Consider the following 19,147-nt stretch of genomic DNA (forward strand, 5'->3'; position numbering starts at 1 on the left):
CTGATTTTCCGGAGCTATTGACCTTTGTCCGGTGCTGACCTTACTCTACTTTCCAGTTGATATATCAGTTCGAAGTCAACTGACCTTCCAGAAAGGCGAACCATGACCGTGGACACCGCACACCTCACCGAGGTGGCAGCAGCGAACCCGACGCTGACTCATTCGCTCGCCGATCTCGACCCCGCCGTGCACCAGGCGATCGCGGCCGAGCTCGAGCGACAGCAGGGCACCCTGGAAATGATTGCCAGCGAGAACTTCGCCCCGCTCGCGGTGATGCAGGCGCAGGGGTCGGTACTGACGAACAAGTACGCCGAGGGCTACCCCGGACGCCGCTACTACGGCGGATGCGAGCACGTCGACGTCATCGAGCAGCTCGCCATCGACCGCCTCACCGCACTGTTCGGTGCGAAATTCGCCAACGTGCAACCGCACTCCGGAGCGCAGGCCAACGCCGCCGCGATGTCGGCACTGCTGAAGCCCGGCGACGGCATCCTCGGCCTGGACCTCGCGCACGGCGGTCACCTCACGCACGGAATGAAGCTGAACTTCTCCGGCAAGCTCTACGACGTCGCCGCGTACCACGTCCGCGAGGACGACCATCTCGTCGACATGGACGAGGTGGAGCGTCTGGCCCGGGAGCACCGCCCGAAGCTGATCCTCGCCGGCTGGTCCGCCTACACACGCCAGCTCGACTTCGCCGCGTTCCGTCGCATCGCCGACGAGGTCGGCGCGTACCTCATGGTCGACATGGCGCACTTCGCCGGACTCGTCGCCGCCGGACTGCATCCCTCCCCCGTCCCGCACGCCCACGTGGTCACGTCGACGACGCACAAGACGCTCGGCGGTCCGCGCGGCGGTGTCATTCTCACCAACGACGAGGCATTGGCGAAGAAGTTCAACTCCTCGGTGTTTCCCGGTCAGCAGGGTGGTCCGCTCGAGCACGTGATCGCCGGCAAGGCCGTCTCGTTCAAGCTCGCCGCCGAGCCCGAGTTCCGGGAGCGTCAGGAGCGCACGCTCGCCGGTGCGAAGATCCTCGCCGACCGCCTGCTGCAGGACGATTCGCGGGAGGCGGGCATCAACGTCGTGTCCGGCGGCACCGACGTGCATCTGGTGCTGGTGGATCTGCGCAAGTCCGAGCTCGACGGTAAGCAGGCCGAGGACCGGTTGCACCGGGTGGGAATCACAGTGAACCGCAACGCGGTCCCGTTCGACCCGCGTCCGCCGATGGTCAGCTCCGGGGTGCGGATCGGTACTCCCGCGCTCGCGACCCGCGGTTTCGACCTGGACGCGTTCACCGAGGTCGCCGACATCATCAGCTACGCGCTGCGGCCGGCCACCGACGAGGCCGGGCTCGACGAACTCCGCAGCCGCGTCGACGCGCTCGCGCTGCGTTTCCCGCTCTACCCCGACCTGACGGAGGCGAACTGATGAGTGCCACCCAGCCCCCCGGCGCGCACCTGCCCGACCACCCCGACTTCCTGTGGCGCAACCCGGAACCGAAGAAGTCGTACGACGTCGTCATCGTCGGCGGCGGCGGGCACGGCCTCGCCACCGCGCACTACCTGGCGAAGAATCACGGCATCACCAATGTCGCGGTGTTGGAGAAGGGCTGGCTCGCGGGCGGCAACATGGCCCGCAACACCACGCTGATCCGGTCGAACTATCTGTGGGACGAGAGCGCCAAGATCTACGAGCACGCCCTGAAGTTGTGGGAGGGCCTCGAGGACGATCTCGATTACCCGATCCTGTTCAGCCAGCGCGGCGTCCTCAATCTCGCGCACAGCCTGCAGGACGTCCGCGACAGCGTCCGCCGGGTGGAGGCGAACAAGCTCAACGGCATCGACGCCGAGTGGGTCGGACCCGACGAGGTCAAGAAGCTGTGCCCGCTGGTGAACATCTCGAGCGACATCCGCTACCCCGTCCTCGGCGCGACGTATCAGCCGCGGGCCGGGATCGCCAAGCACGACTACGTGGCGTGGGGTTTCGCGCGCCGCGCCGACGAGGCGGGCATCGACATCATCCAGAACTGTGAGGTCACCGGGTTCGTCACGGACGGCAACAAGGTGACCGGGGTGCGCACCACCCGCGGCGACATCGCCACCGGTCAGGTCGCGCTGTGCGCGGCCGGGCACACCTCGACGCTCACCGACATGCTCGGCATCGCCACCCCCGTGCAGTCCCACCCGCTGCAGGCGCTGGTCTCCGAACTGCTCGAGCCGGTGCACCCGACGATCGTGATGTCCAACGCCATCCACGTCTACGTCTCGCAGGCGCACAAGGGTGAATTGGTGATGGGCGCCGGTGTCGACTCCTACAACGGGTACGGCCAGCGCGGCGCGTTCCACATCATCGAACGGCAGATGGCGGCCGCGGTGGAGTTGTTCCCGGTGTTCGCCCGCGCGCATCTGCTGCGCACCTGGGGCGGCATCGTCGATGTGTGCCCCGACGCCTCCCCGATCGTCGGACGCACCCCGTACGACAACGTGTATCTCAACTGTGGTTGGGGCACCGGCGGTTTCAAGGCCACCCCGGGGTTGGGCTGGTGTCTGGCGGACACCATCGCGAACGACGAACCGCACGAGTTCATCGCACCGTTCAGCCTCGACCGGTTCGTCACCGGTGCCCTCGTCGACGAGCACGGCGCCGCGGCCGTCGCCCACTGATCCCCCGTCGCGCACTGAAATTCAGGAGCCACAATGCAACTCATCGAATGCCCATGGTGCGGGTCCCGTGAGGAAACCGAGTTCCACTACGGCGGCGAAGCCCACGTCCTGTATCCCGAAGACCCCGAATCGCTGACGGACGAACAATGGGCACATTTCGTGTTCTTCCGCGCGAACCCGAAAGGTCTTTTCGCGGAACGGTGGAACCACAGCGCCGGCTGCCGGCGCTGGTTCAACGCCGTACGCGACACCGCCACCTACCGATTCCACAGCGTCTACCGCTTGGACGAGCAGAAGCCGACGATATCGTGAACGCACCCTTCCGCACCCGCCAGGGCGGTCGCCTCGACCGCGACACCTCCTACACCTTCACGTTCGACGGCCGGGAACTGACCGGTCACCCCGGTGACACCCTCGGTTCGGCCCTGCTCGCGAACGGCGTCCACCAGATCACCACCAGCATCAAACTCGGCCGGCCCCGCGGCATCACCGCGGCCTGGGCCGAGGACACCGGCGGCCTCGTCCAGATCGAGGAGCCGTTCCCCGAGCCGATGCTGCTCGCCACCACGATCGAGTTGTTCGACGGTCTCGTCGCCCGCGGCATCCCCGGTCAGGGACGGCTCGCCGAGATCGCTGATTCGGCGAAGTACGACGCCAAGCACGTCCACACCGACCTCCTCGTCGCCGGCGCCGGACCGGCCGGTCTCGCCGCCGCTCTCACCGCGGCTCGGGCAGGTGCGCGGGTGGTGCTCGTCGACGAGCAGAGCGAAGCCGGCGGAGACCTGCTCGGTAGCACGGACCTCATCGACGGCGCCCCCGCCCTCGACTGGGTCGCGGCCGCGGTCGCCGAACTCGCGACCTACCCGGATGTGCTGCACCTGCAGCGCACCACCGCGTTCGGCAACTACGACGACGGCTTCGTCCTCGCGCTGCAGCGTCGCACCGACCATCTCGGTGTCGAGGCTCCCGCGGCGCTGAGCCGCCAACGGGTCTGGCGGATCCGCGCCCGGCACATTCTCGTCGCCGCCGGTGCGCACGAGCGTCCCGTCGTCTTCACCGACAACGACCGCCCAGGCATCATGCTCGCGCACGGCGCCCGCACCTTCCTGCACCGCTACGGTGTCAAGGTGGGCGAGCAGGCCGTCGTGTTCACCACCAACGACAGCGCGTACGAAGCCGCGATCGACCTGCACGACGCCGGGGTCCGCATCAACGCGATCGTCGAGGCCCGCGACGAGGCACCCGCCCGCTGGCAGCGTGAGTGCGACGAGCGAGGCATCACCATCCGTACGGCGTCGGTAGTGTCCGGCACCCGCGGCAACGGCCGGATCAGCCACGCCGTCGTGTCGCACCGCACGGACACCGATCACCGGTTCCGCGTCCCCCTCGCCTGCGACGTCCTGCTGGTCAGCGGCGGCTGGAACCCGGCCGTTCACCTGTTCTCCCAGGCCCGCGGCAAGCTCCGCTACGACGAGAACCTCGGTGCCTTCGTACCCGGCGAGGACCTCGACGGAGTCTCCGTCGCCGGGTCCGCGAACGGTGTGTTCGACCTGGACGGGTGCCTGCGCGACGGGCAGACCGCCGGCCAGTCGATCATGCGCGATCTCGGCTTCACCGTTCCCGAACGCACGATCGACCCGGAACCTGCACCCGCGATCGAACAGTCCACTCCGCTGGTGCTCTGGCGGGTGCGGGACGTCGCCGGTGAGGACACCCAGTTCGTCGACGTGCAGCGCGACGCGACGGTCGCCGACCTCGCCCGCGCGGTCGGCGCCGGGATGACGTCGATGGAGCACATCAAGCGCTACACCACCATCGGCACCGCGCACGACCAGGGCAAGACGTCCGGGGTGATCTCCTCCGGCATCACCGCCGAACTGCTGGGCAGGCCGATCGAGACACTGGGCACCACCACGTTCCGGCCGCCCTACACCCCGGTCGCGTTCGCCGCCCTCGCCGGCCGCAGCCGCGGCGCCCTCTTCGACCCCGAACGGGTGACGGCACTGCACGATTGGCACGTCGGCCGCGGCGCGGTGTTCGAGGACGTCGGCCAGTGGAAGCGTCCCCGCTTCTACCCCCTCCCCGGGGAGGACATGGACGCCGCCGTGCTGCGCGAATGCGCCGCCGTGCGCCGCAGCATCGGCATCCTCGACGGCTCCACCCTCGGCAAGATCGACGTCCAGGGCCCCGACGCCGGGGTGCTGCTCGACATGATCTACACGAACATGATGAGCACCCTGAAGGTCGGCATGGTCCGCTACGGCGTCATGTGCGGTGTCGACGGCATGGTCATCGACGACGGCACCGTGATGCGCCTGGACGACGACCGATTCCAGGTCTTCACGACCACCGGCGGCGCCGCGAAGATCCTCGACTGGATGGAGGAATGGCTGCAGACCGAATGGCCGCACCTGAGGGTGCGGCTCACCTCGGTCACCGAACAGTGGGCCACGTTCCCCGTCGTCGGGCCGCGCTCCCGCGACGTGATCGGTGAGGTCTTCCCCGACCTCGACGTCAGCAACGACGCGTTCCCGTTCATGGCGTGGCGCGAGACCTCCCTCGGCGGCGTCCACGTACGGGTCGCGCGGATCAGCTTCTCCGGCGAACTCGCGTTCGAGGTCAACGTCGACGGCTGGCACGCTCCCGCGGTCTGGGCGCGCCTGATCGCCGCGGGCGAGAAGTTCGACATCACCCCGTACGGCACCGAGACCATGCACGTCCTCCGCGCCGAAAAGGGCTACCCGATCATCGGTCAGGACACCGACGGCACGGTCACCCCGCAGGACCTCGGGATGAGCTGGGCCGTGTCGAAGAAGAAGCGCGACTTCATCGGGAAGCGCTCCTTCACCCGGGCCGAAAACCAGAACCCGCTGCGCAAACAGTTCGTCGGGCTGCTGCCCCTCGACAAGCAGACCGTGCTGCCCGAGGGCGCACAGATCATCGAAGAGGCGTTGGACGGCATCCTGCCGCCCGCACCGGTGCCGATGCTCGGGCACGTCACGTCGAGCTACCTCAGCGCCGAACTCGGCCGCCCGTTCGGGCTCGCCCTCGTCAAGGGCGGCCGGGCCCGGCTCGGCGACACCCTGCACGTCCCGGTGGACGGAACCCTGGTCGCCGTCGAGGTCACCGGTTCCGTCCTCGTCGATCCCGAAGGAGCACGCCGCGATGGCTGACACCCTCGTCCCCCTCAGCCCCCTGCACGGTTGGGACCAGAAATTCTCCGAACTCCCCGAGTCGGTGACCATCACCGAGGAACCGTTCGTCGCGATGGTCGACCTGTGGGTCGACCCGGCCGGACCGGGAGCCGCGGCCGCCGCGGCGGTCCTCGGGTTCGACCTCCCCACCGCGGCGTCGACGTCCGCCGGCACCGACGCGATGACCGCGGTCTGGCTCGGTCCCGAGGAGTGGCTGGTCACCACGCGGTCACAGCCGGCGCCCGCGCTCGAATCGGACCTGCGGGCGGCGGCGGCCCCCCACGGCGGTGCCGCGATCGACGTCTCCGGACAGCGAACCACCCTGCGGCTGCGCGGCACTCACGCCCGCGACGTCCTCGAGAAGGGTTGCTCACTGGATCTGCATCCCACGGTGTTCGTCCGCAGCACTGCGGCGCAGACCATGCTCGGCCTCGCGGGCGTGATCCTGATCGCGCTCGACGACCGGGGAACCGACTACCGGATCCTCGTGCGGTCGTCGTTCGCCCGGTATCTCGCGGAGTGGCTGATCGACGCCGCCGAGGAGTTCGGCGTCGACCCCGTGTAAGCGACAGCGCCGGTTCGGTGGACGGCACGGCGTCGTCCACCGGACCGATCCCCCCCCCCTTCTGGAAGGAGGTGCGCCCGAATGGTTCCGTTCCCGACGCTCACCGCCACCGGCCCCGGCCGACTGCTCGAGGCTCTCGCACGCGATGTTCCCCTGGTCTGCGGCATCGTCAACGTGACCCCGGATTCGTTCTCCGACGGTGGCCGATACCTCGACACCGAGGCCGCGGTCGAGCACGCCCTGTCTCTGGTCGCGGAGGGCGCCGACCTCCTCGACGTCGGGGGCGAGTCGACCCGTCCCGGGTCCCGCCCGCCGTCCGTCGCGGAGGAGATCGCGCGCGTGGTGCCGGTAGTCGCGGCACTCGCGATGTCGACGTCGGTCCCGATCTCGGTCGACACCTCGAGACCGGACGTCATGCGGGAGGCGGTCGCCGCCGGCGCGTCGATGATCAACGACGTTCGTGCCCTCCGACTTCCGGGTGCGCTGCGGGCTGCCGCCGATCTCGACGTGCCCGTGTGCCTGATGCACATGCGCGGCGAGCCCGAAACGATGCAGACGTCGCCGGAGTACGGCGACGTCGTGTCCGAGGTGCGCCGGTTCCTCGTCGACCGTGTCGGCGCCTGCCGGGGAGTGGGAATTCCCCTCGAGCACCTCATGGTCGACCCGGGTTTCGGCTTCGGCAAGACCCTCGCCCACAACCTTGCACTGTTGTCCGAACTTCGGCAGATGACGGATCTCGGTGTTCCCGTGATGGCCGGACTGTCCCGGAAAGGCATGCTGGGCACGATCACCGGTCGCAGCGTCCACCACCGTCAGGCCGCCTCGGTGGCCGCTGCGCTGATCGCCGCACAGAACGGGGCAGCTGTACTCCGGGTGCACGACGTGGCCGCCACCGTGGACGCGATGTCCGTGCTCCGCGCGCTCGTATATCCTGGTCGCGCAAACTCCAGTCCCGCGTCGAATCGAGCCTCCGCACTGTGAACAGCTCCGTGTCCGCCGCCGGTCTCGCGACCATCGATACCGCTGGGGTCCAGCCGATCGGTAGTGCTGAGGCACAGCTGATCGGTGCCGGTGCCCAGCTGATGGAGACGATGTTTCACGATCCGCGGACCGGCCTGCGGCACGCGGAGCGTCACCTGCGGCGTCTGGCCCGTTCCGCGGCCGTGCTCGGGTACGAGTTCCGGGAACGTGACGTCCGGCGCCGACTCACCCAGCGGCTGTCCGGCGTCGGGCCGGCTCGGGTCCGCGTGCGCCTGCACCGCGACGGCGGTGTGGACGTCGACGTCTTCGGGCCGCCGGTCGCACCCGCGTCGGTGTCTCTCGTGCTCGACGACGAGCCCGTCGACTCCCGGGACGTCCTCCTCGGACACAAGACGACGTTGCGCGAGCGATACGACCGCAGACGACACCGCCATCCCGGGGCCGGCGACGTCGTGCTGGTCAACGAACTCGGGCACGTCACCGAGACCACGATCGCGAATCTCGCCGCCCGGATCGACGGCGTCTGGTGGACGCCACCATTGGCGTCGGGGTGCCTGCCGGGTGTCGAGCGGTCCTGGCAGCTCGACCGCGGGCTGATGCGCGAACGCATTCTCACGCCGGGCGATCTCCTGGCCGCCGAGGCGCTCGCCGTGACGAGCTCACTCAAAGGCGTGCTGCCCGCGACCCTCCGGCCGTAGCCTGCGTCGTTTCCGGATGTAGTGCACACCACCTCTTGACCCGCCTCCGCACCTGACCTACTGTTATCGCACACACTGATATATCAATATCAGACCTATTGGATCACACGCGCGACTCCGCGACCACAACGCCCGACTGTCAAAGGAAAAGGCATGAGAGCTGGAAAGATTCCCTCGGATCGACGGTTCACGGCGACACACAGCTGGTTGGCCCTCGCACCGGGACAGAGCTTCTCCGACTACCCGCTCCGGGCCGGGGTCACGGACACGGCACTCGACGAGATCGAGGTGGTCGGGCTTGAACTTCCGGCAGTGCGCAGCACGATCGAAGCGGGCGCACCCTGCGCGCTCGTCTGGACGTCCGCGCGGACCGTCGTCACGGTGTTTGCGCCGATCAGCGGACTCGTCACGATGACGAATGACGACGCCCTCGCGAACCCGCAACTCGTCGCCGACGACCCGTTCCATCGCGGCTGGCTGTTCGCCGTCCTCCCCTCACCGACGTCGTCCGCCTACGGACTTCTCACCCCCGCGCAATACACACACGAACTCAGTGAGGCGGTGTAATCCCATGACCATCAGCGTGTTCGACCTGTTCTCCGTCGGCATCGGCCCCTCGAGTTCGCACACCGTCGGACCGATGCGCGCCGCCGCACGGTTCGTCTCCGACCTCCGCGCTCTCGACGCCCTGCCCGCAGTCGCGGACATCCGCGTCGACCTGTACGGGTCGCTCGCAGCCACGGGAGCGGGCCACGGAACGATGTCCGCGGTGCTGCTCGGACTCGAGGGGTACTTTCCCGAGAAGATCGAGACCGAGGAGATGGAACGACGTCTCGAGGAGATGCGCAGTACCCGGCACATCAGGGTCGGCGGATCCCACGAGGTCGCGCTCGCCGAGGACGAGATCGTCCTCCATCCGCTGACCATCCTGCCGCTGCACCCGAACGGGATGAAAATAACCGCGTCCACCGCCACCGGCGTCGAGATCCACAGCGAAACCTACTTTTCCATCGGCGGCGGCTTCGTCGTCACCGAAGCGGAGAGCGCGGAGCCGCCGGCCACCGCCACCGGCGGTCTGTCGTTCGGGTCCGCCAAGGAACTCCTCGACGTCGCGGCCCGCCACGGCTACGCCATCAGTGACGTGATGCTCCAGTTCGAACGCGAAACGCGGTCGACCGTGGAGATCTACGAGCGGCTCCTGCATATCCGCGACGTCATGGTGGAATGCGAGAAGCGCGGGATCGCGCGCGACGGAATTCTTCCCGGCGCTCTGCGCGTGCGCCGGCGCGCACGGGACTGGTACCTGCGCCTGAATAAGGAAGACCCGCACCGTGATCCCGCATTCGCCGAGGACTGGGTCAACCTCGTCGCGCTGGCCGTCAACGAGGAGAACGCATCCGGTGGCCGGATCGTCACCGCGCCGACCAACGGGGCCGCGGGCATCATCCCCGCGGTGCTGCACTACGCCGTTCACTACACCCCGGCCGGGAAGTCGGATCCCGACGACACCGCGATCCGCTTCCTCCTCGCCGCCGGCGCCGTCGGATCGCTGTACAAGGAACGCGCGTCGATCTCCGGAGCCGAGGTCGGCTGCCAGGGCGAGGTGGGTTCCGCGGCGTCCATGGCCGCTGCCGGGCTTGCGGAGATCCTCGGCGGCACAATCGAACAGGTGGAGAATGCCGCGGAGATCGCGATGGAGCACAGCCTCGGACTCACCTGCGACCCCATCGAAGGACTGGTGCAGATTCCGTGCATCGAACGCAACGCGATCTCGGCGGGCAAGGCCATCAACGCCGCTCGCATGGCCCTGCGCGGCGACGGCACCCACCGGGTCAGCCTCGACCAGGTGATCGAGACGATGCGCTCGACCGGCGCAGACATGCTGTCGAAGTACAAGGAAACGTCGACCGGTGGTCTGGCCGTCAACGTCCCGGTCAACTATGTCGAGTGCTGACATGATCACCGACGAACTTCGCCTTCTCCCCGCCCGCGCCGCGCACTTCATCCGGCGGCACCCGGTTCCGAAGCGCGGCGACTTCGCACCCGAGACCCGGCTGTCGGTGCTCGACGTCCTCGTGCACTGCGCACCGGTCCGCGGCGACGCGTTCGTGGCCTTCCAGCTCCTCAGCCGGCGCGAGCTGCCCGGCTCGTACCTTCTCCACGTCGACGTCGTGGACGACGCGCTGTCCGCCCTCGACACGTTCGCCGTCACCGAGTACGAATGCGAGCAGAGTTTCGGCCCGAACTGGCAGGACGTCGTGCGACACGCCGTGGAAGCGGCAGCCCTCCTGCACGGGCACTTCGGAGCACTGACGCGGACGACAAGCGTCGCCGACAGCCGCAGGCGGCTCGGCGCCTGGGCCTGCGCACGCGATGCGGCCTGGGAAGCGGGCCGCATCAAATCCTGGTACCGCGCCCAGGACGCCGCGTGGGAACGACACTTCATGGACGAGGCGACAGTGCGCGAGGACGAGCAACTGTGCGCGGACATCGCGACCGCGGTGCGCGACGCGGCAGCAGCGCACGCCGTGTCGGATCTCGTCGGGCGGCACGATTTCACCAGCGCACACTTCGACACACTGCTCGCCCCGTGGCGGACGGCCGCCGCGCACCTGCTCCCGCGGGATGACTACTGCGCGGCCGCGAGCACAGTGTCGACGAACGTCCGCGGCAGGTCGGGATGACCGTTCTCCCGCAGCGCCGACAGCGCCGCGACGACGTTCGGGCCGCCGTCGGGTAGGAACCGGTTCAGCCCGTGCCGGGCGCACTCCACCGCCGCCGGCAGCAGCATCGCCTGCGCCTCGTCGCGGCGTCCGGCCGCCCACAGGCACGACACGAGCAACCGGACCGCCTGCAGGCAGGCCCGGTGCCGCCCGGTCCCGTCGAGTTGCCGAACCCAGTCGTTCGCCCATTCGCACGCGAGATCCGCGTCCGCCGGATCGCCCCGCGCCGCGAGCAACGTGATGGCCGCCTCTTCCTCGAGTTGTGCCGTCGCCAGGTCGAGGCCGTTCGCCGGGGTGCGCCGGGTCTCGCGTGTGACGGGCACGAACCCGGGTGCCGGGGGCAGCCCGATCCGCACCCGCTCATTGTCGACGGCGGCCCGCAGCCGGGGCAGGGAGAACGTCTCGGCCGTCCGCACCCCCTCGTCGAGTTGTCGTGCCGCGCCGTCGCGATCGCCGCGCACCGCCATGATCCGCGCCCTGAGGCAGTAGTGCCGGATCATGAAATCCGGTGCGCCACCGAGCGCGGCCGCGTCGAACGTCTCGTTGAGCAGCTCGTCCGCTTCATCGACCCGGCCCTGCTCGTAATGGACCTCGGCGAGTAGTGCGCGGGTGAGTCGCGCATGTTGCGACTGCGTGTTCTCCGCCTCCCGGACAAGCTGGAATGCCTTGCGGTACAGCTCCATCGCACCGCCGACGTCGAGCTGCTCGAACTTCGCGAGTCCGGCGAAACAGTACCCGTAGGCGACGGAGTACGGTCCCGTGTTCTGCCGGTGGTACGGGGCCGCCCAGCTCTGCCTGCGGTGGGCGTCCTCGAACCGGAATTCACACGTGTCCACGAACGTCTCGATGAGAGCGGCCATCGACACCACGAAGGGGTGGTATTCCGTGGGATGGGCGAGGCATTCGGTGACGAGCTCTCGCACCCCCTCGATGCGGTCGGCGGTCACCTCGATGTCGCCTTGCAGGACATCCGCTTCCACCCGGAGCTGGGCGGCGCGACGCTCGGGCATCTCGCCGCTGTCGATCTGCTCGAGCGCGCGGGTTCGGGCGGTTTGCGCGAGTTCGAGTCGCTGGAGTTCGCAGTTCGCCCATCCGATGGTGAGCTGCAGCCGCGGGCTTGCGTCCACCAGGTCGGCGGGCAGCTTCCCGATCAGGCAGAGCAGCGTCGACATCTGTGACCGATCGAGGAGGTAGAGGTCGTCCTCCTCGAGCAGTTCCACCGCTCGCTGCGGTTCACCGGCCGCGAGGATGTGGTCGACGGCCTCGCCCAGCAGGTGCCGTTTCCGGAACCAGTCGTAGGCCCGGCGGTGCAGATCGGTGATGCGCCCGGGGTGGTCCCGTTCGAGACGCTGATGGAGGATCTGCGCGAACAGGTGGTGATAGCGATACCACTGGCGGTCGTCGCCCGTCCTGCCGAGGAACAGGTCACGGGCAACGACCTGCTCGAGTTTCGCTTGCCCGTCCTGCACGCCGCCCAGCGCCGACGCCAGATCGCCGCACACCTTGTCGGGGACGGACGTGGCGAGCATGAAATCGAGCATGTCGGGTTCGAGGGCGTCGAGCACGTTCTCGGCGAGATACTCGCCGATCGCGTCGGTCCCCGTCCGGAGCTGTTCGATCAGGTTCTCCGGAGTTCCGGCTTGGCGCAACGACAACGAGGCCAACTGCAGTGCCGCGATCCAGCCGTCGGTCGATTCGCGGAGTTGTTCGATCTCGGTGTCCTTCAGGGGAACCTGCACCCGGTCCGACAGGAAGTTCTGCGATTCGCCGAAATCGAAACACAGGTCGTCGGACGCTATTTCGTTGAGTTCGTCGAGCACCCGCATCCGGCTCAGCGGCAGCCCCGACCGGCTCCGGCTCGCCACGACGATCTTCAAGTGGTGGCAGCCGTTGTCGAGCAGGAACTTCATCGAGTCGATCGGCCCGGTGCCAGTGATGCGGTGCCAGTCGTCGATCACGACGACGAGGGCCTCCCCGCTGTCGTGAAGCCGGTTGATCAGGGACGTGAGGACGAACCGTTCGACCGCGTCCCCGTGCTCCTCGAGCGACTGGCCCAGATCGGTGACGACCTCCGGGCGTACCCGCCTGATCGCCTCGACGAGGTGGGTGAGAAACCACATCACGTTGTTGTCGTCCCGGTCCACGGTCAGCCACGCGACCGCCGTCCCGCCGTCGACCAGGTCGTCGCGCCACTGGGCGACCAGACTGCTCTTGCCGAACCCGGCCGGCGCGTGGACGAGCGTCAGCCTGCGGTCCCGGCCCGCGCGGAGGACGGCGAGGAGCCGCCGGCGCGGCACGAGCTGCCGGGTGGTGGTGGGCGGGCGGAACTTCGTCACCGGCGCGGGCGGGGTCGGCGGCGTCCGCACGTTGTACGGGAGCCCGGGGCCCCCGGACCGGGTGGATTCGCCGGCACGACCGTGCAGCTGCTCGGGTGCCCGCCGAACCGGGATGTACATGTCGTCGACGACGACACCGTTGCGTCGCTCGACCGCCCGGAGCTCGTTGCCGAAGTCGGCGGCGCCGCCCGGCCTGTCCTCGACCGCGCGGGCCATGGCATGTTCGACTGCGCTGCACACGTCGTCGGGGATTCCGGCATCCCGCAGGTCGGGGACCGCCTGCCTGGAGATCCGCAGGAACTGCCCGACGACCTGCTCACCGCTCCGGCGCTCGTACGCCGCATGCCCGGTCAACGCGCAGAACAGGGTGGACCCGAGACTGTAGACGTCCGACTCCACCGTCGGTGGCCTTCCTTCGAGCACCTCCGGCGCGGTGAACGCCGGGGACCCGGTGATCGAGCCTGCCGTCGTCTCGAATCCGCCGGAGACGCGGGCGATGCCGAAGTCGGTCAATTGCGGCTCGTCGTATTCGGTGAGCAGGATGTTCGCGGGTTTGACGTCGCGGTGGAGCATCCCACCGCGATGCGCGGTCTCGAGGGCGCCGGACATCTTGATCCCGAGCCGCAGCACCTCCTGCCACCCGAGGGGACCCGACCGACGGATCTGCGCATCGAGGGAACCGAACGAGTGGTACGGCATGACGAGGAACGGCCGCCTGCTCCGGGTGACACCGACCTGGTAGACGGCGACGATGTTCGGGTGCCCGGACGTCCGGCCCATCGCCCGTTGCTCGCGCACGAACCTCGTCACGTTGTCGGGGTCGAGGTTCGACGTCAGGACCTTGACGGCCACCGTGCGGTCGAGGTCCTCCTGCAGGCAGCGGTAGACGACCCCGAACCCGCCGCGGCCGATCTCCACGGCATCGTCGAACCCTGCCGCGGCCAGCTCGGTCGTGATCTCCGGCTGGCGCTGGGTTGCCCACGGATCGTCGTTCGTCATCGGCCCTGCACCACCTCTGACACGCTCCACCCAGAATAGTCCGCGGAGTCCATCCGACGAGCGGAGGCGATGCGGTCAGTCGCGGGTCGCGACGGGTGCCCCGAGTCGTGCCGACACCCGCCTGCCGGATTCCGCGACCGCCCGCCCGAGCGACTCGAGCATGGACTCGGGGACCCGGAACCGTGGGGCGGACAACATGACGGCCGCGACCAGTACGCCGCGATGATCGCGGACCGGCGCCGAGATGCCGACCTCCTCGATCGACGTGCGTCCGTCGTTGACGGCGTATCCGCGGTCGCGGGTGTCACTCAGCTCGTCGAAGTACTCGCCGCGTGACTCCTGCTCGTCGGGTCCGACGAGCAGACGCCGGTCGAACAGCCGCTCGGTCTCCGCCTGCGGCATCTCGGAGAGGAACACCTGGACGGACGAACTCGCATAGGTGTCGTAGCGGGTGCCCACCGCGGCGGTGTGCTTGACCTGCTTGGGACTGGGAATCTGTTCGACGACGACGGATTCGTGCCCGTTCCACACCATGAGCGCGCTGGTCTCGCCGGTGCGGCGGGTGAGTTCCTCCAGTTCCGGCTGCGCCACGCGGCGGACGTCGAGGTTGGCCAGCAGTGGCCCCGCGAGAGCGATGAGACCGAGGCCGAGCCGGTAGCGTCCGGTGCCCTCGTCACGCTCGACGTAGCCGGCTTTCTCGAGGGTGGCGAGCATGCGGGAGACGCTGCTCTTGTGCAGATCGACCTTGCGCGCGATCTCGGTGACGCCGAGGACCGGTTCCGCGATCGAGAAGGATTCGAGCACCCGCAGTCCGTTGAGGAGGACCGACGGGGACGGTTTCGCGTCACCGTCGTGCTCGCCCGGTCCGTTGTCCGCGAGTCGATCGACGTCGTCCACACTCATGATCGTTGCGCTCCTTCGGTTCCGCCTATACCACCGCCGACCCTGCCACACCCGTGGCAGGGTCGGTGTCCCGGTCAGACGCCGAGGATGTTGTGCTCGGGTCCGAACGGGAACCGGGTGATGTTCTCCGCGCTGGCCTCGCCGACGACCAGGATGTCGTGTTCGCGGTATCCGCCCGCGCCGGGCTGCCCCTCCGGCACCATGATCATCGGTTCCATCGACACCACCATGCCGGGCTCGAGGACCGTGTCGATGTCCTCCCGCAGCTCGAGTCCGGCCTCGCGCCCGTAGTAGTGCGAGAGCACGCCGAACGAGTGCCCGTACCCGAACGTGCGGTTCGGCAGCAGTCCCTCGGCCTCGTACATCTCGTTCAGCTCGGCCGCGATGTCCTTGCAGACCGCGCCCGGCTTGATCAGTTCGAGTCCGCGGCGGTGCACCGCGACGTTGACCTCCCACAAGCGCAGGTGCTCGGCCGACGGTTCCCCGTAGAAGAGGGTGCGTTCGAGCGCGGTGTAGTAGCCGGCGATCATCGGGAAACAGTTCAGCGACAGGATGTCTCCGCGCTCGACCTGCCGGCTGGTCGCCCAGTTGTGGGCGCCGTCGGTGTTGATGCCTGATTGGAACCACACCCAGGTGTCGCGCAGTTCGGCGTGCGGGAAGGTGGCCGCGATCTCGCGGATCATCGCGTTCGAGCCGGCGATCGCCACCTCGTATTCGGGGACCCCCTCGGTGATCGCCGCGCGGATCGCCTCGCCGCCGAGGTCACCGATCCGGGCCCCGTGCTTGATCAGTTCGATCTCCTCGGGCGACTTGATCATGCGCTGGCACATCGCGGCCTTCGCGACGTCGGTGAACGTCATCCCGGGCAGAACCGCCGCGATCCGGGTCCGCACGTCGGGGGTCAGGTGGTCGTCCTCGACACCGAGTGTGCCGCGCGAGATGCCCTGCTTCGCCAAGACCTGCTGCACGGCGTACTCGAAGTTGTCGCGGCGCCAGTCCGTGTAGACGACGTTCTCGCCGAACGACCGCCGCCACGGCATCCCGGCATCGATGTTGGCGGACACGGTGGTCGAGCCGTCCTGGCTGACGACCAGGGCGTACGGCCGCCCGAACGCCGTGTAGAGGAAGTCGGAGTAGTAGTTGATGTTGTGGTAGCTGGTGAAGAGCACGGCATCGAACCCGTTGTCCGCCATGTGCTTACGCAGGGCGACCAGCCTGCGGTCCATTTCCACCGGGGAGAACGTGGGAACGACCTTCTCGCCGTTGGGGATGCTCTTGATGCGCTCCAAGTTCATGATGTTCCTTTCGAGTTGCCGGCGGCATCGCGTGATGCCGCACTTCTGTGGGATCTACGGGTGGTCAGGTGTCGGCCAGGGGGCGCTGGGAGGTTTCGCGGGCCATGAGCATGGCCCCCATGGCGACGAGGGCCGCGGCGACGAGATACCAGGCGGGCGCGAGGGTGCTGCCGGTGAGCTCGATCAACAACGTGGCGACGAACGGCGCGGTGCCGCCGAACAGTGCATTGGCGGTGTTGAAGCTGAACGCGAAACCGCTGTAGCGGACCTGGGTCGGGAAGATCTCGGCCAGGAAGGTGGGAAGCGTGCCGTCGTTCATGGTGAGGAACGCGCACAGCACGATCTGGATGAGGACGATTCCGACGATTCCGACGGCGCCGAGTGCACTGAACAGCGGGACGGTGAACACCGCGAAGCAGACCGACGCGGCAATGAGAACTCGCTTGCGGCCGAAGCGGTCCGAGAGCGCACCCATCCCGAAGATGAAGACGATGTAGCAGGCGAGAGCGATCGACGCGGCGACGAACGAGGCCGTGTGGCCGACGTTCAACACCTCCGACAGATACGTCGGCATGTAGCTGAGGATCAGGTAGAAGCCGACCGCATTGAGGCAGGTGACACCGAACGCGATGGCGATCGCGCGCCGATGGTGGGTGAACAGGATCGACAACGGCGCGTTGGACTCCACCTTCTGTTCCATTTCCTGGAACTTCGGGGTGTCCTCGAGCTTCAACCGAATGTAGCGGCCGATCAGGCCCATCGGCGCCGCGAGCAGGAACGGCAGCCGCCAGCCCCAGCCCTCGAGCTGTTCCGTCGACAGCACCGCGGTCAGCAGTGCCGCGATCAACGATCCGAACAGCAGCCCGGCGGCCGTGGACGCGGGCACGACGCTCGTGAACAGCCCGCGCTTGCGGTCCGGGGCGTACTCGGCGAGGAACGCCGAGGCGCCCGCGTACTCGCCGGCGGCGGAGAATCCCTGCACCATGCGGACGAGCAGCAGCAGGACCGGTGCGAGGTAGCCGATCTGATCGAAGCCGGGGATCAGGCCGATGCAGAACGTCGACGCCGACATGATGAGGATCGACAGTGACAACGCCGTGCGACGTCCGATCTTGTCACCGAAGTGCCCCCAGACGAGTCCGCCGATCGGGCGGATGACGAACGAGATGGCGAACACGGCGAACGTGGCCAGCAGACCCGTCGTGGGCTCGGCCTCGGGGAAGAAGACCACCGCGATAACCGTTGCGAGATAGCCGTATACGGCGTAGTCGAACCATTCGACGAAGTTGCCGATGAAGCTCGCCGTGATGACCCGCCGGAGAACACGGGGCGAGGGGTTCACCGCGCCGTCCTCGTCCGATTGCGGCGGGGCTGAGGGGGAATTGAGGTTTTGGGCCATGCCCACTCCTTCTCGGGGCGTCGGCGCTTGCCGACTGCGACGAATGGCATTTGTTGCTTTCATTGCAACGACAATTCGTTCACCGACCATATTGTGCTCAGCATCACATGTCAACGATGTTTTGCTTCTCATGACCGGACTGCGGTTGCAAGGGGTGAACCAAGGTGACACCGCAGTAAACACGGACGGGCGCAGTTGCGCTACCCCGATCCGCGGTTCCCGGCGATGTTCACGGGAATGCAACACCGTTGCAACAGCTGAGTTCGGAGGTGGCTTTCCCGGTCACCCGTGAAAGTCAGAGCGCGCTCGCGTCGACCGCACCGCCCGAGATAGAGGCGGGTCGCGGGGTGCACGGCAGCGAGACGCGGCGAACCCGTCGGATCCTCGCCGAGTAGCGCGAAGATCTGATCGAGCCGCTGATACAGCGTCTGACGCTGCACATGCAGCCGGGCCGCCGCCTCGGTCTTGTTGCACCCGCACTGCAGGTAGACGTCCAGCGTGTCGATCAGACGGCGAGCACGTTCGGGCCCGACCGCGAGAAGCGGCCCGAGCAGTTCCCTGACGAACGACGTCAGCAGGGCCGGATCGCCGATTCGCCGGCCGAGGCGTTCGAGAGCGAGTTCCGCGGCGTCCACGATGGTGTCGGCGATACCCAGATCGGCCGCGAGGTCGAGCGCGAACCGCGCCTCCGCCAGCGTCTCGGGGAGCCCGATCAGACCGATGACCACCGGACCCACCGCAACCCGCGCCAACTCCGCCTGCGGTGTCGCGCGCAGCGATTCGACCAGCGACGCGCAGGAACCGACTCGGTCGTCGGCCCGGAGCACGACGATTGCGTGCAACTCGTCGCCGGCGATGGACGACACCGTTCCGGCCGCGTACCGGTGCAGTGCCGCATCGACAGCGCCGAGCGATACCGGACCGTCGACCGAACGTCCGACAACCCCCGACGTATGACGCTCCGTCGGCCATCCCGGCCGCGCGCGCCGCCGCAACGAGACGCTCCGGGGCAGGACTCGGCTGGCAGGCGATCCGCAGCAAGGCCTGCGAGCCGCGGACCGCGGCCGAGGGAGGAAACGATCGCAGGAGGGAGATCGCCAGCGCTGCCGGTGCTCGCTCGACGATCGCCTCTGCGGTGACGAGATCGGCCGGGTCGTCCGGAGACACCATGAGCGTCGCCACACCGACACCCTGAACGGACACCGGCACGGCGAGCACGCCCGAGCCGGTGGCAGGGGCGGTGATCTCGTTCCCGAGGGCCGCGATCACGTCGCCGGTCGCGTCGAGCAGGGTCACGTCACCGGGCAAGAGTCGCGCGAGCACCTCGAGCAACTCGTCGGGTCCGCCACCGCGGGCCAACTCCTCGGACAACGCGTGCGCGACCGCGTCAC

The 19,147-nt window shown here is 68.2% G+C and carries 15 protein-coding genes; 10 read left to right on the forward strand and 5 right to left on the reverse strand.

Annotation, left to right across the window (positions count from 1 at the left end; genetic code table 11):
• Positions 1-102 precede the first annotated feature (102 nt).
• The 10 genes from glyA to HGB39_RS10490 all read left to right on the forward strand — a co-directional run bounded on the left by glyA (position 103) and on the right by HGB39_RS10490 (position 10,785).
• Positions 103-1,428: a serine hydroxymethyltransferase gene (glyA, locus tag HGB39_RS10445; protein ID WP_005572857.1), complete on the forward strand. Its 1,326-nt coding sequence runs from the start codon at positions 103-105 to the stop codon at positions 1,426-1,428.
• On the forward strand, positions 1,428-2,663 hold the full coding sequence (locus HGB39_RS10450; protein WP_005253974.1) for a sarcosine oxidase subunit beta family protein: 1,236 nt from the start codon (positions 1,428-1,430) through the stop codon (positions 2,661-2,663). The genes glyA and HGB39_RS10450 overlap by 1 nt, the downstream gene beginning before the upstream one ends.
• Before the next feature lie 33 nt (positions 2,664-2,696).
• Complete coding sequence (locus tag HGB39_RS10455; RefSeq protein ID WP_005253973.1) at positions 2,697-2,975, forward strand: sarcosine oxidase subunit delta; 279 nt, start codon at positions 2,697-2,699, stop codon at positions 2,973-2,975.
• Positions 2,972-5,836 carry a 2Fe-2S iron-sulfur cluster-binding protein gene (locus HGB39_RS10460; protein WP_005572858.1) on the forward strand — a complete coding sequence of 955 codons (2,865 nt, stop codon included), beginning with the start codon at positions 2,972-2,974 and terminating at the stop codon, positions 5,834-5,836. The genes HGB39_RS10455 and HGB39_RS10460 overlap by 4 nt, the downstream gene beginning before the upstream one ends.
• Positions 5,829-6,422, forward strand: coding sequence for a sarcosine oxidase subunit gamma (locus HGB39_RS10465; protein WP_005572859.1), 594 nt, complete (start codon positions 5,829-5,831; stop codon positions 6,420-6,422). Before HGB39_RS10460 ends, HGB39_RS10465 begins: the two co-directional genes overlap by 8 nt.
• A gap of 81 nt (positions 6,423-6,503) precedes the next feature.
• A complete protein-coding gene (gene folP, locus HGB39_RS10470) occupies positions 6,504-7,403 on the forward strand; it encodes a dihydropteroate synthase (protein WP_005572860.1) in 900 nt (299 codons plus the stop codon).
• Complete coding sequence (locus HGB39_RS10475) at positions 7,400-8,101, forward strand: aminotransferase class IV (RefSeq protein WP_005572861.1); 702 nt, start codon at positions 7,400-7,402, stop codon at positions 8,099-8,101. Before folP ends, HGB39_RS10475 begins: the two co-directional genes overlap by 4 nt.
• Positions 8,102-8,254: 153 nt before the next feature.
• Positions 8,255-8,668 carry a glycine cleavage system protein H gene (locus HGB39_RS10480; RefSeq protein WP_005253968.1) on the forward strand — a complete coding sequence of 138 codons (414 nt, stop codon included), beginning with the start codon at positions 8,255-8,257 and terminating at the stop codon, positions 8,666-8,668.
• A 4-nt stretch (positions 8,669-8,672) separates the two neighbouring features.
• Entirely contained in the window at positions 8,673-10,055 is a 1,383-nt protein-coding gene (locus HGB39_RS10485) for an L-serine ammonia-lyase (protein ID WP_005572862.1), read from the forward strand.
• A 1-nt stretch (position 10,056) separates the two neighbouring features.
• Entirely contained in the window at positions 10,057-10,785 is a 729-nt protein-coding gene (locus tag HGB39_RS10490; protein ID WP_005572863.1) for a hypothetical protein, read from the forward strand.
• On the opposite strand, the gene HGB39_RS10495 is transcribed toward HGB39_RS10490, so the two are convergent.
• The 5 genes from HGB39_RS10495 to HGB39_RS38575 form a co-directional block, all read right to left on the reverse strand.
• Positions 10,731-14,159, reverse strand: a complete 3,429-nt coding sequence (locus HGB39_RS10495; protein WP_064080483.1) for a serine/threonine-protein kinase — start codon at positions 14,157-14,159, stop codon at positions 10,731-10,733. The two genes, HGB39_RS10490 and HGB39_RS10495, sit on opposite strands and share 55 nt — an antisense overlap.
• 75 nt (positions 14,160-14,234) lie before the next feature.
• Positions 14,235-15,062: an IclR family transcriptional regulator gene (locus HGB39_RS10500; protein WP_005253964.1), complete on the reverse strand. Its 828-nt coding sequence runs from the start codon at positions 15,060-15,062 to the stop codon at positions 14,235-14,237.
• A gap of 74 nt (positions 15,063-15,136) precedes the next feature.
• Complete coding sequence (locus HGB39_RS10505; RefSeq protein WP_005253963.1) at positions 15,137-16,357, reverse strand: M24 family metallopeptidase; 1,221 nt, start codon at positions 16,355-16,357, stop codon at positions 15,137-15,139.
• A 64-nt stretch (positions 16,358-16,421) separates the two neighbouring features.
• Positions 16,422-17,756: an MFS transporter gene (locus tag HGB39_RS10510; RefSeq protein ID WP_005574211.1), complete on the reverse strand. Its 1,335-nt coding sequence runs from the start codon at positions 17,754-17,756 to the stop codon at positions 16,422-16,424.
• Between the two features lie 200 nt (positions 17,757-17,956).
• Positions 17,957-18,751 carry a PucR family transcriptional regulator gene (locus tag HGB39_RS38575; protein ID WP_240482889.1) on the reverse strand — a complete coding sequence of 265 codons (795 nt, stop codon included), beginning with the start codon at positions 18,749-18,751 and terminating at the stop codon, positions 17,957-17,959.
• Positions 18,752-19,147: the final 396 nt, after the last annotated feature.

Origin of the sequence: Rhodococcus opacus (genome assembly GCF_012396235.1) — a bacterium.
Lineage (GTDB): Bacteria > Actinomycetota > Actinomycetes > Mycobacteriales > Mycobacteriaceae > Rhodococcus_F > Rhodococcus_F opacus.